The sequence below is a fragment of the Haemophilus haemolyticus genome (genome assembly GCF_003493685.1).
In the GTDB taxonomy this organism is placed as follows: Bacteria; Pseudomonadota; Gammaproteobacteria; order Enterobacterales; family Pasteurellaceae; genus Haemophilus; species Haemophilus haemolyticus_O.
Genome location: NZ_QQJW01000010.1, coordinates 21391 through 38235, shown reverse-complemented (window position 1 = coordinate 38235; position 16845 = coordinate 21391). Strand labels below are relative to the sequence as shown.

Below are 16845 nucleotides of genomic sequence, written 5' to 3'. Positions count from 1 at the left end.
AAGATTTGAACAATTATAATTTTATATTAGGGACTAAATTTCATATTTATTATAGGATTTAGTCCTTTAAATTTATCTTTAAGATGTTATGAATAGACGTAAAAATTTTTAATTGATTGTTTTTTTGTATTTTTAATAATAAAAAAATCAGCGCCTTAACTGATTAAGACGCTGATTAATAATATATTAGGCGTTAACGCTATTAGTTATAGCACAGAAACATTTAAGCTTGAGCCACCACCAACAATACGAACTCGGCGACCAGCTACAAAACTGCTGTCAGCCTTTTGAACGACAACGATCTCTTGACCATCATCTTTCTTAATTACAAGTTCAGCACCATTTACTTGACTCATTTTTTCTTCGATTTTACTTCCAGCTACTGCACCGCCAATCGCGCCAACTACTGCTGCAATAGCTTGACCACGACCACCGCCAATTGCACTACCCGCAATACCACCTAAAGCACCGCCACCAAGCGTACCAATTACGCCTTGATTATCTGCTTGGATCTTAACAGGACGCACAGAAACAATCGTACCATAAGTAATTGAACGAGCTTCTTTAGCCTGAGATGCGCTATAAACATCACCGCTGAAAATATCGGTATTCGCACAACCTGTTACGCTAAAGGCGACTAACAATGCAAAAGCTACTGTTGTCTTTTTCATATATTACGCTCCTTATTTACAGAAAGTAATTAAAGTGGATTTCTTGGAGAGAAAGTTGAAATATTTTTAGTATTACCATTCTCTGATACTAAAACACAAGCACCCACAACCAAGGTTGAATCATACTTGTGAGTAAGCACAACTTGCTCACCTTCTTGTTGATTACCTGAACAATTATTTTTACGGATGGTTAATTTAAGATTTTCACCTTCCATTTGACTAAAAACAATTTGACCTTTGTAAGCGTTCTCATCTTTTTGAAAAGAAGAACAAGCACTTAAACCTACAGCTGCTAAAACCGCTAATGCAAGAGATAATTTTTTCATTTTGCTAAACCTCGAGTATTTTCTTTATAGAATAAGGATGAACCTTAATACAAGTATGATTTGATGACTTATCAACAAAACTTACTGCAATAGATGGATTAGGCAATCTCTCGCCATCCACTTTAGGCTCGCTCACTTTAATGGTTAATTGAGTTAATTCGCTCCATAAAAAACGCATATTAATACGCTGTACCCATTCATTTATCGACTCATTAGGCAGAAATGGCATAACAACCTCAATATGCTCCCAACCTTCTACGGGATACTGCTTATTTTTAGGGAACGGTAGTTCAATAACATCAACGAACTGATTAGCAAATTTTACTGCTTTTTCTAACTGAATTAGGTAAATCTTACGCCCGTTGACAATATTATCAGACAAAATTCTACCGTATTTCAATAAAAGAGTCAGCCAGTCTTTTGCATTTTGTTCATTATTCACACGCACAGCAAGGTGATCGATTTCATAATTTGAAAAATCAATTGACATCATTTGAGCTAATTGTTGAATTTTTTTTTCAAATTCCGCCAAATCAGAAAAAAGTGCGGGTGATTTTTCCTGTAAATTTGTCATTTTGTCCCTTTGAGAAACTCATAAAGAACGGTATCATAGCCGATTATTTTCATTATTCAATTTGAACATAGGAAAAAACGTGAATATTCAATCTATTTTATCCGACAAAATCAAACAAGCTATGATTCTTGCTGGGGCAGATCAATCTTGCGATGCGCTTGTTCGTCAATCAGGAAAACCACAATTTGGCGATTATCAAGCCAATGGCATTATGGCTGCGGCGAAAAAATTAGGTTTAAATCCACGAGAATTTGCTCAAAAAGTTTTAGATAATGCTCAACTATCTGATATTGCAGAAAAATTAGAAATCGCAGGACCAGGCTTTATTAATATTTTCTTAAATCCAACTTGGCTAACAACAGAGGTTTCAACTGCGCTTTCCCAAAAGAATTTAGGCATTCAAGCTACGGATAAGCAAACTGTCGTGATTGATTATTCATCGCCAAACGTAGCAAAAGAAATGCATGTAGGTCACTTGCGCTCTACTATCATTGGTGATGCAGTTGTGAGAACCCTAGAATTTTTAGGTCACAATGTCATTCGTGCAAACCATGTCGGTGACTGGGGAACGCAATTCGGAATGCTTATTGCTTATCTTGAAAAAATGCAAAACGAGCATGCGAGTGAAATGGAATTGCAAGATCTTGAAGCCTTTTATCGAGAAGCCAAAAAACACTACGATGAAGATGAAGTTTTCGCTGAAAAAGCACGTAATTACGTCGTGAAATTACAAGGCGGTGATGAATATTGCCGAGCGATGTGGAAACGTTTAGTTGACATCACGATGCAACAAAATCAGCACAACTATGATCGCTTGAATGTGACTTTAACCGAAAAAGATGTGATGGGTGAAAGTCTTTATAATCCTATGTTACCAAGCATCGTAGAAGATCTTAAAAAACAAGGTTTAGCTGTAGAAGATGATGGTGCATTGGTTGTTTATTTGGATGAATTCAAAAATAAAGAAGGCGACCCAATGGGCGTGATCGTTCAGAAAAAAGACGGCGGTTTCCTTTACACTACAACCGATATTGCTGCCGCAAAATATCGTTATGAAACATTAAAAGCTGATCGCGCACTTGTTTTTTCAGATACTCGCCAAAGCCAACATATGCAACAAGCTTGGTTAATTACTCGTAAAGCAGGTTATGTACCAGACAGTTTCTCTTTAGAGCATAAAAACTTTGGGATGATGCTTGGTAAAGATGGCAAACCATTTAAAACCCGTACCGGTGGCACGGTGAAATTAGCCGATCTATTAGATGAAGCAATTGAACGCGCTACTGTATTAATTAATGAAAAAAATACAAATTTATCTAATGATGAAAAAGAAGCCGTGATTGAGGCTGTCGGTATTGGTGCGGTGAAATATGCAGATCTCTCCAAAAACCGTACTACTGATTACGTTTTTGATTGGGATAATATGTTAAGTTTCGAAGGTAACACTGCACCTTATATGCAATATGCTTACACCCGTATTCGTTCGATCTTTAATAAAACAGAGATAAATTCGACCGCACTTTTGGCTGCACCTTTAACGCTTGAAGATGATAAAGAAAGAGCGCTTGCAATTAAACTTCTACAATTTGAAGAAGCGGTGCAAACAGTCGGAAAAGAAGGCACACCACACGTGCTTTGTGCTTATTTATACGAACTTGCAGGCATCTTCTCGTCATTCTATGAACATTGCCCAATTTTAAATGCCGAATATGAGTCCGTAAAATTAAGCCGTTTGAAATTGGCATTATTAACGGAAAAAACCTTAAAACAAGGTTTAGAATTACTTGGTATTAAAACTGTAGAAAAAATGTAATTTAGATAATTAAAATCCCTTTCTTACGAAAGGGATTTTTTATTCTGTAAATAAACATAAAAAAAGTGCCCCAATGGGGCACTACTCGGAAAGCAAAATAGATGTCGGCTATTTAAGATAGCACTTGTTTTTAGTGGTTTCAGAATAAAGAAATCCGATCAGTTATGCAAATACATATTTTTAGATTTGTGAACTTGGTCACGATTTTTTTATAAAAATCCTAAAAACAAATATATTTTTAATAAAGTGCGGTTGAAGTTTCACGAAAATATTCCCGCACTTTACTCCTCAACTTTAGAGAATATTCTTTTCTCCACGAGACACACTAATCAACCCAGAACGAACAATTTCCAACAATGTGGTTTCCTCCTTCAACGCAGAAATAAATGCATCAATTTTGTCTTTAGTACCGCTTAATTGGATCGTATAAGATTTAGGTGTGACATCTACAATTTGACCACGGAAAATATCGGCTAAACGTTTAATCTCATCGCGAGATGACCCCACCGCTCTTACTTTCGCTAAAACAATTTCACGAACTATGTGTTCCTGCTCACTTAAATTAACCACTTTAAATACATCTACTAATTTATGGAGTTGTTTTTCAATTTGCTCTAGTACTTGTTCATCGCCCACCGCTTCAATAGTCATTCGAGAAAGTGTTGGATCATCCGTTGGTGCAACCGTCAAGCTTTCAATATTAAAGGCACGTTGAGAGAATAAACCAACAACACGCGATAAAGCTCCAGACTCATTTTCGAGTAAAACAGATAAAATTCTACGCATTAGTTTGTCTCCTCTTGAGGTTTACTTAAAATCATTTCATTCATTGCACCACCACGAATTTGCATTGGATACACATGCTCAGATTCATCTACATTAATATCCACAAATACTAATTTATTTTTAATACTGAATGCTTCTTGCAATTTACTTTCAAGTTCATCGGGCGTAGCAATTTTTATACCGATATGACCGTAAGATTCTACCAATTTCACAAAATCAGGTAAGGAATTCATATAGGTTTGCGAATGGCGACCAGAATAAATCAAATCTTGCCATTGTTTTACCATTCCTAAGAAATGATTATTCAAGCAAATTATAACAACAGGAATGCCATACTGGGTTGCGGTAGAAAGCTCTTGAATATTCATTTGGATACTTCCATCGCCAGTAACACAAACAACTGTCCCTTCTGGATGAGCCAATTTCACACCTAATGCAGCGGGTAAACCAAATCCCATGGTGCCTGCACCGCCAGAATTAATCCAATGACGAGGCACATCAAATGGATAATGTAACGCAGCAAACATTTGGTGCTGACCTACATCAGAAGCGACATAGGCTTGTCCTTTAGTCAGGCGATATACCGCTTCCATGACTTGTTGTGGTTTAATCACGCCAGAAGTGCGGTCAAATTCCAAACAGTTTTTTGCTTTCCATTGATTAATTTCTTGCCACCAACTTTCAAGATCTGTTTGCGATCTCAAGCCTTCTTCATTCAATAAACTCAAAAATTCTTCCAATACATTTTTCGCATTTCCGACAATTGGAATCGCAGCTGGGACATTTTTAGAAATCGATGTTGGATCAATATCAATATGAATCACTTTTGCATTTGGGCAATATTTTTCTAAATTATTTGTTGTGCGATCATCAAAACGAACGCCAATCCCCAAAATAAGATCACTTTCGTGCATTGCCGTATTGGCTTCGAAAGTACCGTGCATCCCTAACATACCTAGGAATTGTTTATCCGTACTTGGATAAGCCCCTAATCCCATTAATGATGAAGTCACTGGTAAATTTAAACGTTGTGCAAACTGAATTAACTGCGTGCTACATTCAGCAGCAATTGCGCCACCACCGACGAAAAGTATCGGCTTCTTCGCCACTAAAAGTGCTTTTAATGCTTTTTTAATTTGGCCTTTATGCCCATTTACTGTCGGATTATAAGAACGTAACTCTACAGATTCAGGGTATTCATAAGGATATTTAAAATTCGGATTTACGGTATCTTTTGGAATATCCACCACAACAGGCCCTGGACGACCAGTTGAGGCAATATAAAAAGCTTTTTTCAAAATAGATGGAATATCTTCCGCTTTTTTGACAATAAAGCTATGCTTCACAACTGGACGAGAAATCCCCACCATATCACATTCTTGGAATGCATCTCGGCCAATTAAATTACTCATGACCTGACCAGAAATAATGACCATTGGAACGGAATCTGTATAAGCCGTTAAAATCCCAGTAATTGCATTTGTTGCTCCTGGCCCCGAAGTCACTAGCACACATCCAACTTTACCTGTAGAACGTGCATAGCCATCCGCCATGTGTACAGCCGCTTGTTCATGGCGAACTAAAATATGTTCTATACCACCTAGTGTATGAATTGCATCATAAATATCTAATACTGCCCCACCAGGATAACCAAATAAATACTCTACGCCTTCATCGCGTAAAGATTGAACGACCATCTCTGCGCCAGATAACTTCTTCATTTTTTACTCCTAAAACGAACCGCACTTTCAAAAGTGCTCATGCTTTGTATCAATGATTTACATCATACTAAGCAAAAAATTTTTGTCTAGTCTGTACAATAGCTAAAAATACAAACAAAACAGAATAAAAAATCAACCAAGAGCAAAAATTTAGATTTTTATAAAAAAAATAAAATTAAAAAACAAAAAAATGCGACCTTATGTCGCATTTTATAAACTTATCAAAATTTTATATTTTATTTAGATTTTTGAGCAAGATCACATTTTTAACGTTTTTTCACTGCAAATACGATTAAAAACAATGAAACTGCCGTTGCTGCAAAACCAGCTAAACCTGAATAAGTAAACCCTACCACAATGTAACCAATAGAAGTCGCTGTTGCCACTGTGGCAGCATAAGGAAGCTGAGTAGTAACGTGATCAATATGATTACATTTTGCGCCCGTTGAAGACAAAATTGTTGTATCCGACACTGGCGAGCAATGATCACCACATACTGCACCTGCCATCACTGCAGATAAACAAGGGAGTAATAATTCTGGTGCAGCATTTGCAGCCATTGCTGCGGCAATTGGTAACATAATGCCAAATGTCCCCCAGCTAGTACCGGTTGAGAATGCCATTGCAGAACCAAGAATAAATAAAATTACTGGTAAAAATTGCATTGGGATATTACCAGAAACAAGGGAAGATAAATATTTACCAGTTTGCATATCACCTACGACTTTATTAATTGTCCACGCAAAAAATAAAATCGCAATTGCACCAGCCATTGATTTAATACCTGTGATCCAAGAACGTGCATATTCAGGAATACTCACTTGACGATCAATAATAATTAATAAAGTAGAAACTAGAATTGAGCAAGTACCACCCACAACTAAAGAAGTTCCAACAACGGTGTTTTCAAATGCACCTAAGATACTAAATTCTTTACCATCTGCAGCTAATGCATCTGCCCCCGTGTAAATCATCATTGAAACTGTTGAGATAATTAAAACTAAAATAGGCAATACAAGATTACGTACGTGACCTTTTGCACCCGTTTCTTCTTCTAATTCATCTTCAGAATTTTCCAAAGCTAATTGTTCATGGCGTGCCATTGAAGCAATATCAAAAGAAAAATATGCCACAAAGAACACCATGATAATTGAGAAAATTGCATAGAAGTTCATTGAGCTCATTGCCACGAATGCACCAATTGGTGTGTATTCAGTGATCGAATAAGTCGCTAATAAACTACCAACTAAGGTAATAATGTATGCGCCCCAACTTGAAACTGGCATCATTACACACATCGGTGCTGCCGTTGAATCCAAAATATAAGCAAGTTTCGCACGAGAAACTTTAAAACGGTCTGTCACTGGACGAGCAATTGCGCCTACAGCAAGACTGTGGAAATAATCGTCAATAAAAGTAACAAAAACTAATGATGCAGCTAATAATTTAGCACCACGACGGCCTTTAATACGGCTTTGTGCCCATTCAGCAAACGCACGATTACTGCCTGATACCGTTAAAAGTGCGGTTAAAACACCAAGCAATAATAAGAACAAGACAATGTTCATATTAGAGTTAATTGCGCCATCAGCATAAACAAGTGAAATCACGTTGCTTGATAGATAACTGAAAGATGAGCCAATATTCCAGCCGCCCAACATTAACGCACCAACAATAATCCCTGCACTGAGAGACACCAATACACGGCGAGTTGCAATCGCCAAGACAATCGCCAATAAAGCTGGAATGATTGACCAAACTGAGGATGAAAAATCGATAAGTTCCATTAAGAGATACCTACAATTAATGGAGAGAACGGAAAGCAAAGGACAGAATAAGACCAGAACAACCGTAGCGCTCCATAGTTAATCAAAAAAACTATGACAGTGTCGCCCCTTTCGAGTACGCCACCAACCAAACAAAATGACTTTTGTTTGATTTCGGCAATCATTCCTTTCTTTTTTCTTCATCGTTATCCACTCTGAAAAAATACTTATAATGATTGCACCTCTACTTTTGTAGTGATTCAAGAGATTACCGTAAAAAAATCCAAATGCCAACAGGTTTTATAAAATTTTTGGGGCTGTACTAGATAACGACTAAAAATCCCATTTAGGTTAGAATAAACCAATGAGAAAAAGTCGCTTAAGTCAGCATAAACAAAATAAACTCATTGAACTGTTTGTCGCAGGTGTCACAGCAAGAACAGCCAGTGCATTGGTTAATGTAAACAAAAATACAGCCGCTTATTACTTTCATCGATTACGCTTACTCATCTATCAAACAAGCCCCCATTTGGAAATGTTTGAAGGCGAGATTGAAGCCGATGAAAGCTATTTCGGCGGTACTCGAAAAGGCAAACGTGGTCGTGGTGCTGTGGGAAAAGTCGCAGTATTCGGGCTTCTCAAACGAAATGGCAAGGTTTATACCGTCGTTGTCCCTAATGCGCAATCAGCGACATTATTGCCAATTATCCGAGAGAAAGTTAAGCCTGATAGCATTGTGTACACGGATACCTTTCGTAGTTATGATGTGCTTGATGTCAGTGAATTTAGCCATTTTCGCATCAATCACAGCACGCATTTTGCTGAAAATCACAACCACATAAACGGAATTGAGAATTTTTGGAATCAAGCAAAACGCCACTTACGGAAGTTTAATGGCATTCCCAAAGAGCATTTTGAGCTATATTTAAAGGAATGTGAATGGCGTTTTAACAACAGTGAAATAAAATCTCAAATTTCCATTTTAAAACAATTAGTTAAGGGGATTTAGGTCTAGTTATCTAGTACAGCCCCAAATTTTTTATTAGATTGAATTAAAAATATAAAAAATAAACAAAAAGAAATTTAAAGATATATACCTGCTCCGACCATTTATTTAAAATAGATATTTACAATAAATATTATTTTCTCTATTATTAAATAAGTTTTTCCACATACAAGATTATTTTATCGAGGTTTATTATGAGCGAATTAGCAAAAGGTTTGACAAATCTTCGTAGTTTACGTGCGGCAGTGCGCGAATTAACTTTAGAACAAGCGGAAAGTGCTCTTGAAAAATTACAAACTGCTGTTGAAGAGAAACGTGCTAATGAAGCAGAATTAATTAAAGCAGAAACAGAGCGAAAAGAACGTTTAGCTAAATATAAAGAATTAATGGAAAAAGAAGGTATTACACCTGAAGAATTACAAGAGATCTTTGGTACAGCAGCAACATCTGCTAGAGCAAAACGTCCACCTCGCCCAGCAAAATATGCATTTATTGATGAAAATGGCGAGCGTAAAACATGGACTGGCCAAGGCCGCACACCACGCCCAATTCAAAATGCATTGAATTTTGGTAAATCATTATCTGATTTCGAAATTTAATTTTTCTATTTGAAACTAGAACCCATTTTTATGGGTTCTATTTTTTTATCTAAACGTAGCACACAACATTATGATCGAAAAAAAAATATTACTCACCGATTGTCCCGATGATAAAGGCTTAATAGCTAAAATAACCAACATTTGTTACAAACATCAACTAAACATTCTGCATAATAATGAATTTGTAGATTTTGAAACCAAGCATTTCTTTATGCGTACAGAATTGGAAGGTATTTTTAACGAAACTACTTTATTAGAAGATCTAAAATATAACTTACCCGAAGGAACGCATTGTCGATTAATTGGTACACAACGTAAACGAATTGTTATTTTAGTCACCAAAGAAGCTCACTGCCTCGGCGATATTTTAATGAAAAATTATTATGGTGCGCTTGATGTAGAAATTGCTGCAGTGATCGGCAACCATGATAATTTACGCGAGCTCGTTGAACGCTTTAATATTCCATTTCATTTGGTTAGTCATGAAGGCTTGACTCGTATTGAGCACGATAAATTATTAGCTGAAAAAATTGATGAATATACGCCAGATTATATTATTCTCGCTAAATATATGCGTGTGCTAAACCCTGAATTTGTTGCGCGTTATCCAAATCGAGTGATTAATATCCATCATTCATTCTTACCTGCTTTTATTGGTGCCAAACCTTATCAACAAGCCTATGAACGAGGTGTAAAAATTATCGGCGCAACAGCACATTTCATTAATAATGAATTGGATCAAGGCCCAATCATTATGCAAAACGTCATTAATGTTGATCATACTTATAATGCAGAAGCGATGATGCGTGCTGGCCGTGATGTGGAAAAAACCGTGTTAAGTCGCGCCCTTGATCTCACTTTACACGATAGAATTTTTGTTTATAAAAATAAAACGGTGGTGTTGTAGTGGAAAAAATCACCCTTGCGCCAATAAGTGCGGTTGAAGGAACAATTAATTTACCAGGTTCTAAAAGTTTATCGAACCGCGCATTACTTTTAGCCGCCTTAGCTAAAGGCACAACAAAAGTAACCAATTTATTAGATAGCGATGATATTCGACATATGCTTAACGCACTCAAAGCATTAGGTGTACGCTACCAACTTTCTGATGACAAAACTATTTGTGAAATAGAAGGATTGGGCGGAGCATTCAATATACAGAACAATCTTTCGCTCTTTCTTGGCAATGCGGGGACGGCAATGCGTCCATTAACCGCTGCGCTTTGCTTAAAAGGCACCTCCGAAGTTGAAATAATCTTAACGGGTGAACCTCGTATGAAAGAGCGTCCAATACTCCATTTAGTCGATGCTTTACGTCAAGCGGGTGCAGATATTCGCTACTTAGAAAATGAAGGTTATCCTCCGCTCGCAATTCGCAACAAAGGGATAAAAGGTGGAAATGTCAAAATTGATGGCTCTATTTCATCCCAATTTTTGACCGCACTTTTAATGTCTGCACCACTTGCAGAAAATGACACAGAAATCGAAATTATCGGTGAACTAGTCTCTAAACCCTATATTGACATCACCCTTGCGATGATGCGAGATTTTGGTGTTCACATCGAAAACCATCACTACCAAAAATTTCAAGTTAAGGGAAATCAATCCTACATTTCACCTGGAAAATATTTGGTAGAAGGCGATGCCTCATCAGCATCTTACTTTCTCGCAGCTGGCGCCATTAAAGGAAAAGTGAAAGTAACGGGAATTGGCAAAAACTCTATTCAGGGCGATCGTTTATTTGCTGATGTCTTAGAAAAAATGGGGGCAAAAATCACGTGGGGAGAGGATTTTATTCAAGCCGAACGTGATGAATTGCATGGCATTGATATGGATATGAACCACATTCCAGATGCCGCAATGACGATAGCAACCACAGCACTTTTTGCTAATGGCGAAACCGTCATTCGAAATATTTATAACTGGCGCGTGAAAGAAACAGATCGCTTAACAGCAATGGCAACCGAATTACGTAAAGTCGGTGCAGAAGTCGAAGAAGGTGAAGATTTTATTCGTATTCAACCGCTTGCACTCAATCAATTTAAACACTCCAATATTGAAACTTATAACGATCACCGCATGGCAATGTGTTTTTCTCTAATCGCTCTGTCCAATACACCTGTGACGATTTTAGATCCTAAATGTACTGCCAAAACCTTTCCAACATTCTTTAGTGAATTTGAGAAAATTTGCTTAAGAGATTAAATTAAAAAAGTGCGGTAAATTTCAAAAAAGTTTTCAAAATTAACCGCACTTTCATTCCATTCTTAAAAAATCCCAAATTGAGATTATTTATACCGTTTTTTCACCGCACTTTTATCTTGCTCACGTAATCGTTCTAGTTTTTCCTTAATCTGAATTTCCATACCTCTATTCGTCGGAAAATAATATTGAGTGTCTTTTAATTCAGGCGGGAAATAATTTTCACCTGCCGCATAAGCGTTAGGTTCATCATGAGCATAACGATATTCAGCACCATAGCCAAGCTCTTTCATTAAATTAGTCGGCGCATTGCGTAAATGTGGTGGAACATCATAATCTGGCAAATCTTTCGCTTGCTGTTTCGCGGTGTTAAATGCGGTATAAACGGCATTACTTTTGGGCGCTACAGCAAGATAGATAATGGCTTGGGCAATAGCTCGCTCGCCTTCATAAGCCCCCACGCGAGTAAAGCAATCCCATGCAGCCAATGCGACTTGCATAGCGCGAGGATCTGCATTTCCCACATCTTCTGAAGCAATGGCAAGTAATCGGCGCGCGACATATAAAGGATCACCTCCTGCCGTTAAAATTCGTGCATACCAATACAATGCAGCATCTGGTGCAGAACCGCGAACAGATTTATGTAGCGCAGAAATTAAATCGTAGAAACGATCACCTTGTTTATCAAATCTCGCTTGGCGTTCGCCTAAGACTTCTTTTAATAAAGTGCGGTCAATTTTCTTTCCATTTTCCGTTTCATCTGCCATATCCACCATTAATTCGAGGCAATTCAAAGCTAATCGCGCATCCCCATTAACATATTCGGCAAGTACTTGCAGTAAATTCTCTTCTAAAATTAACCGCTCTTTACCCAATCCTCGTTCAGGATCTTCTACAGCTTGCTGCAAAACTTGTTCAATTTCAGCCGTTGTGAGTGATTTCAGCACATAAACTCGAGCACGAGAAAGCAACGCATTATTTAGCTCAAAAGAGGGATTTTCTGTTGTCGCCCCAATGAAAATAACCGTTCCGTCTTCAATATACGGTAAAAATGCATCTTGCTGGCTTTTATTAAAACGATGGACTTCATCCACAAACAAGATGGTTTTACGATCTGCAAGACGATTTTGTTTTGCTCGCTCAATGGCTTCACGAATTTCTTTGATACCACTCGTCACCGCAGAAATTCGCTCTACTTCTGCATTAATACGTTGCGCTATGATTTCTGCAAGGGTTGTTTTCCCCGTACCTGGTGGGCCCCACAAAATCATTGAATGAATATGGCCAGCTTGGATAGATTTTCGCAGTGGCTTGCCCTCGCCAATTAAATGGCTTTGCCCAAAATATTGTTCTAGACTCGTTGGACGCATCTTGGCTGCCAGTGGACGAAAATCATTTTCGGCAAAATCAAAATTGAGATTCGACATTTTTATTTCTCACAAAATTGAAGGGCGTATTTCTACGCCCTTATTTCAAATAATCATTCATTATTTTTTGCGTTGATCATCCACTTCAACGCCTTTTTCTGGCTTGAATTGGAACAAACTGTCAGACAATGTTTGATTAGTAATATTACGTAAAACGTAAAGATTGGTTTGCCCATCTTTCTCTGTCGTACTGAAATTTCTTAATACGCCATTTGCATCGACGCGAATATCAAATTGTTTGATATTACTTTTTGAAGATTTGGGTTTCAATACGAAAGTATCCACTTGTTGCATGACCGAATATTGATCCCAATGGCTTTTATCGTTACTTGTAAGCAAGACGAAAGGGGTGTTATTCACTGCATCTTTCACCCATTGCGCGGTCACTTGTTGCACAAATGGATCGTAGAACCATAAGGTTTTACCATCAGAAATAATCTGGGTTTCTTGAGGGGTTTTAGTATCCATACGGAATAAATTTGGGCGTTTAATTTGAAGGTTGCCACTTCCCTGTTGAACATTTTTGCCACTTCCAGAAGTCACTGTTTGCACAAATTCAGCGCTTAACACATCAACTTTAGCTAAACGCATTTGCAATTCACTTGCCGCATCAGCCAATGCCAAATTACTCAAACCAAGTAAGGTAAGTGCGGCAAATTTTAACGTTGTTTTTTTCATTTTACTTTCCTTTTAAATTAGTATTCCGGACGACGCGATAAAATCTCACGCTTACCATTTTGCATTGGGCTAACAATCCCTTGTTCTTCCATTTGATCCATAATACGAGCGGCTCGGTTAAAACCCACGCTGAATTTACGTTGAATAGAAGATACTGAGGTTGTACCGGTATTAATAACAAAATCCATTACTTCATCAAAGAGAGGATCTAGTTCTCCACCGCTTGATATTCCTTTTTCTGAACTTTCCTCATCATCTGCGCTTTCTAAAATACCATCAATATAATCAGGTTTACCACGTGCTCGCCAATCATCCGCAATACGAATAACTTCATCATCACTCATAAAGGCACCATGAACACGCACCAAATCCGATGAACCTTGCCCCGAATAAAGCATATCACCACGACCTAAAAGAGCCTCTGCCCCACCTTGATCAAGAATAGTGCGTGAGTCAATTTTACTTGCAACAGTAAAGGCAATACGACTTGGGATATTCGCTTTAATTAAACCAGTAATCACATCCACAGAAGGACGTTGTGTCGCTAAAATTAAATGGATACCGATAGCTCGCGCTTTTTGTGCCAATCGCGCAATAAGTTCTTCGATTTGCTTACCCGCTACCATCATTAAATCAGCAAATTCATCGACAATAACCACAATATAACTCAATTTTTTCAAGGCTGGTCGCATAGTATCCATTGTATCGCCAGATCGCCAAATTGGATTTGGAATCGGCATTCCCATTGCTTCGTATTCATTGATTTTTTCGTTAAAACCTTCAATATTGCGTACACGTAGCGCAGAAAGCAACTTATAACGGCGTTCCATTTCATCTACGCACCAACGCAACGCATTAGCGGCTTTTTTCATATCCGTTACAACAGGCGTTAGCAAGTGCGGAATATCATTATAAACTGAAAGTTCAACAACTTTAGGATCGATCATGATGAATTTCACATCTTCTGGTTGAACACGATAAAGTAAACTTAGAATCATCGTATTCACACCAACAGACTTACCTGATCCCGTTGAGCCGGCTACCAACAAATGTGGCATTTTCGCTAAATCAACAATGACTGGTTTACCACTAATATCTTTACCTAAAGCAATAGGTAAAGTTGCCTTGCTATCACGGAATTCATTGCTATCTAACACATCACGCAATGGCACCATTTGACGATGAAGATTTGGGGTTTCAATACCAATATAAGGCTTACCAGGAATAGCCTCTGCAACGCGAATCGAGCGGAACATTAATGCACGTGCCAAATCAGTATCAATACTCGTGACTTTTGACGCTTTCACCCCAGGTTGTAATTCTAATTCATAGCGAGTGACAACTGGGCCAACAAGCACATCTTTTACGGTAGCTTTTACATTAAAATTACGTAATTGTTGCTCAATACGTTGAGATGTTTCCAAAACTTCTTCTTGCGTAATATTTTGTTCCACTGCTGGATGTTTTGATAATAACTCCAAACTTGGTAACGGTGTACTAGGCTTTTCACGTTTAGTTGTTTGCTGTTGGAATGCAGGATGAATCAAGCTACCGCTATAACCTTTATAATTAGGTGATTCCTCTTGATTTTTGTCTAATTGAACATCCCTTATATCATCCTGTAAGGATACGTTAAATTTCAATTCATCATCACCCAAGCGTACTTTTTCATCAGCTTGAATATTAAAATTATTATCCTCCATTTCCATATTCAAGGATTCATGAGTCGGTTTTAATGAAACTGTTGGCATTTCATCATTTGTAAGCAAGGAAACCTTAGTAAAATCATCCGCACTTTGATTCATTGAGACATCATCCTGAACGGCTGACTTTATCGGTTTATTCCACACTGGCACAAAATCATTTTTACTTACCGTTTGTCCATGCGCGTCGCTCGATAAATTCACGCTAGGTAATGCTTCAGATTCAAACTCAAGAGAAAACTGAGGTTTTACACTCTCTTCAGGAGAAACTTCATATTCTGATTTAATCGAGACTTCTGGATTTAAACCATGAATATTAATTAAATGCGAAGGATGCTCAACAGAGTTGTCTTCAACCTCTAAAGATGATTTTTGAGTTTCAATCTCACTATTTTGTTCTACATTAAGATTATTTTGATCTAGATTTTCTGTTTCTGAACTATCTGATTTTACAATCACGATTTGCTCTAATTCTTCCGTTGTTTTTTCTTGCTCAACACGTTCTTCCTGCTCATTTTTCATTGTCAACCAATGATAAAAGGCCACAATCAGTCGAATTAATGAAGCGCCAGAGCAAAAAATAAAACCGATTAAAGCAAATGTAAAACCAATTAAAACCGCTCCGAATTTACCTAATGCTGGATAAAGCCAATTTACAACAAGTGAACCGCCCAATACGCCACCACTTAAATAAAAGGCATTACTTTGCAAAAGCGACATACTCATAACGCAAAGCCCAATAATCAGCATTATAAAGCCAAAACTACGTAAAATAATTCGAGTACAGGAAAGGTTTTTAACTGCTTTTGTTTTCAATAAATAGACAGGTACAAAAAAAACTGTAAAAGGAATAACATGGGCGACATAACCTAAGAAAACAAAAAAAAGATCGATAATCCACGCACCAAATGCGCCGACTTTATTAATTGTTTCACCATGCGAACCAGCCGTTGCCCAAGAATTATCAAGCGGGGTATAACTTGACCAAGCAATAATTAAATAAAGCCCGAAAAGTGCGGTCAATCCAAGCAAAAGTTCAGCTAAATACTGTCTTGGTGTAAATCGTTCTGTTATTTGTTTAATCATATTATTTCAATACAAGGAAATTGGTTTGTTTTACTTCTTCCATCACAACATAAGTGCGAGTGTCATTTACACCAGGTAAACGCAATAATGTTGTACCTAGAAATTTTCGGTATTCAGCCATGTCTGCAACACGAGTTTTTAATAAATAGTCAAAATCGCCCGATACTAAATGGCATTCTTGAATTTCTTCCAACTCTTGAATCGCAGAATTAAATTCCTCAAATACGTCAGGTTTTCCACGAACTAATGTAATTTCCACGATCACAAGCAAAGGTGCATCCAATAATTCAGGATTCAACAACGCACGATATCCCATAATTACGCCTTGTTTTTCTAAACGTTTCACACGTTCTAAACAAGGCGTAGGTGAAAGCCCTACTTTTTTCGATAAATCAATATTAGAAATTTTACCGTTGCGTTGTAATTCATTAAGAATTTTTATATCAATCGCATCCAGCGCTTTATTCAGTTTTTTTTCCATTTTCTT

General features: G+C 37.5%; 15 protein-coding genes and 1 riboswitch. Of the genes, 5 read left to right on the top strand and 10 right to left on the bottom strand.

Annotated features, from left to right (window positions below; all coding sequences use genetic code 11):
* Positions 1-206: 206 nt before the first annotated feature.
* Genes DV434_RS08135 through DV434_RS08125 form a run of 3 tightly spaced genes read right to left on the bottom strand, consistent with a single transcriptional unit; the run spans position 207 to position 1571 of the window.
* On the bottom strand, positions 207-671 hold the full coding sequence (locus DV434_RS08135; protein WP_118786028.1) for an outer membrane lipoprotein: 465 nt from the start codon (positions 669-671) through the stop codon (positions 207-209).
* A 29-nt stretch (positions 672-700) separates the two neighbouring features.
* The gene (locus tag DV434_RS08130; RefSeq protein WP_114908984.1) at positions 701-997 is read right to left on the bottom strand and encodes a hypothetical protein; all 297 of its coding nucleotides are present in this window, start codon (positions 995-997) and stop codon (positions 701-703) included.
* 4 nt (positions 998-1001) lie between these two features.
* Entirely contained in the window at positions 1002-1571 is a 570-nt protein-coding gene (locus DV434_RS08125) for a VOC family protein (protein WP_118786027.1), read from the bottom strand.
* Positions 1572-1650: 79 nt separating this feature from the next.
* On the opposite strand from DV434_RS08125, the gene argS reads away from it, so the two are divergent.
* Positions 1651-3384, top strand: a complete 1734-nt coding sequence (argS, locus tag DV434_RS08120; protein ID WP_118786026.1) for an arginine--tRNA ligase — start codon at positions 1651-1653, stop codon at positions 3382-3384.
* Between the two features lie 294 nt (positions 3385-3678).
* Here argS and ilvN read toward each other — a convergent pair whose 3' ends face one another.
* The 3 genes from ilvN to DV434_RS08105 all read right to left on the bottom strand — a co-directional run bounded on the left by ilvN (position 3679) and on the right by DV434_RS08105 (position 7678).
* Positions 3679-4170, bottom strand: a complete 492-nt coding sequence (gene ilvN / locus DV434_RS08115; RefSeq protein WP_053466508.1) for an acetolactate synthase small subunit — start codon at positions 4168-4170, stop codon at positions 3679-3681.
* The gene (locus DV434_RS08110; protein ID WP_118786025.1) at positions 4170-5891 is read right to left on the bottom strand and encodes an acetolactate synthase 3 large subunit; all 1722 of its coding nucleotides are present in this window, start codon (positions 5889-5891) and stop codon (positions 4170-4172) included. The genes ilvN and DV434_RS08110 overlap by 1 nt, the downstream gene beginning before the upstream one ends.
* Positions 5892-6157: 266 nt before the next feature.
* On the bottom strand, positions 6158-7678 hold the full coding sequence (locus DV434_RS08105; RefSeq protein ID WP_153065693.1) for a Na+/H+ antiporter NhaC family protein: 1521 nt from the start codon (positions 7676-7678) through the stop codon (positions 6158-6160).
* A gap of 57 nt (positions 7679-7735) precedes the next feature.
* A riboswitch (Lysine riboswitch) is annotated at positions 7736-7912 on the bottom strand.
* A 109-nt stretch (positions 7913-8021) separates the two neighbouring features.
* Between DV434_RS08105 and DV434_RS08095 the strand changes: the two genes are divergently transcribed.
* The 4 genes from DV434_RS08095 (at position 8022) to aroA (ending at position 11467) form a co-directional block, all read left to right on the top strand.
* Positions 8022-8666, top strand: coding sequence for an IS1595 family transposase (locus tag DV434_RS08095; RefSeq protein WP_118786135.1), 645 nt, complete (start codon positions 8022-8024; stop codon positions 8664-8666).
* 191 nt (positions 8667-8857) lie between these two features.
* A complete protein-coding gene (locus DV434_RS08090; RefSeq protein ID WP_118786076.1) occupies positions 8858-9262 on the top strand; it encodes an H-NS histone family protein in 405 nt (134 codons plus the stop codon).
* A gap of 70 nt (positions 9263-9332) precedes the next feature.
* Entirely contained in the window at positions 9333-10169 is an 837-nt protein-coding gene (gene purU / locus DV434_RS08085) for a formyltetrahydrofolate deformylase (RefSeq protein WP_118786075.1), read from the top strand.
* Complete coding sequence (aroA, locus tag DV434_RS08080) at positions 10169-11467, top strand: 3-phosphoshikimate 1-carboxyvinyltransferase (protein ID WP_118786074.1); 1299 nt, start codon at positions 10169-10171, stop codon at positions 11465-11467. Before purU ends, aroA begins: the two co-directional genes overlap by 1 nt.
* An 83-nt stretch (positions 11468-11550) precedes the next feature.
* Here the strand turns inward: aroA and DV434_RS08075 are convergent, their stop codons facing one another.
* From DV434_RS08075 to lrp, 4 genes are read right to left on the bottom strand one after another with little or no spacing between them, the layout of a single operon-like run.
* On the bottom strand, positions 11551-12891 hold the full coding sequence (locus DV434_RS08075) for a replication-associated recombination protein A (protein ID WP_118786073.1): 1341 nt from the start codon (positions 12889-12891) through the stop codon (positions 11551-11553).
* A gap of 60 nt (positions 12892-12951) precedes the next feature.
* The gene (gene lolA / locus DV434_RS08070) at positions 12952-13569 is read right to left on the bottom strand and encodes an outer membrane lipoprotein periplasmic chaperone LolA (protein ID WP_118786072.1); all 618 of its coding nucleotides are present in this window, start codon (positions 13567-13569) and stop codon (positions 12952-12954) included.
* A 17-nt stretch (positions 13570-13586) separates the two neighbouring features.
* Positions 13587-16358, bottom strand: a complete 2772-nt coding sequence (locus tag DV434_RS08065) for a DNA translocase FtsK (protein WP_118786071.1) — start codon at positions 16356-16358, stop codon at positions 13587-13589.
* A gap of 1 nt (position 16359) precedes the next feature.
* A complete protein-coding gene (lrp, locus tag DV434_RS08060) occupies positions 16360-16839 on the bottom strand; it encodes a leucine-responsive transcriptional regulator Lrp (protein WP_118786070.1) in 480 nt (159 codons plus the stop codon).
* Between the last annotated feature and the right edge of the window lie 6 nt (positions 16840-16845).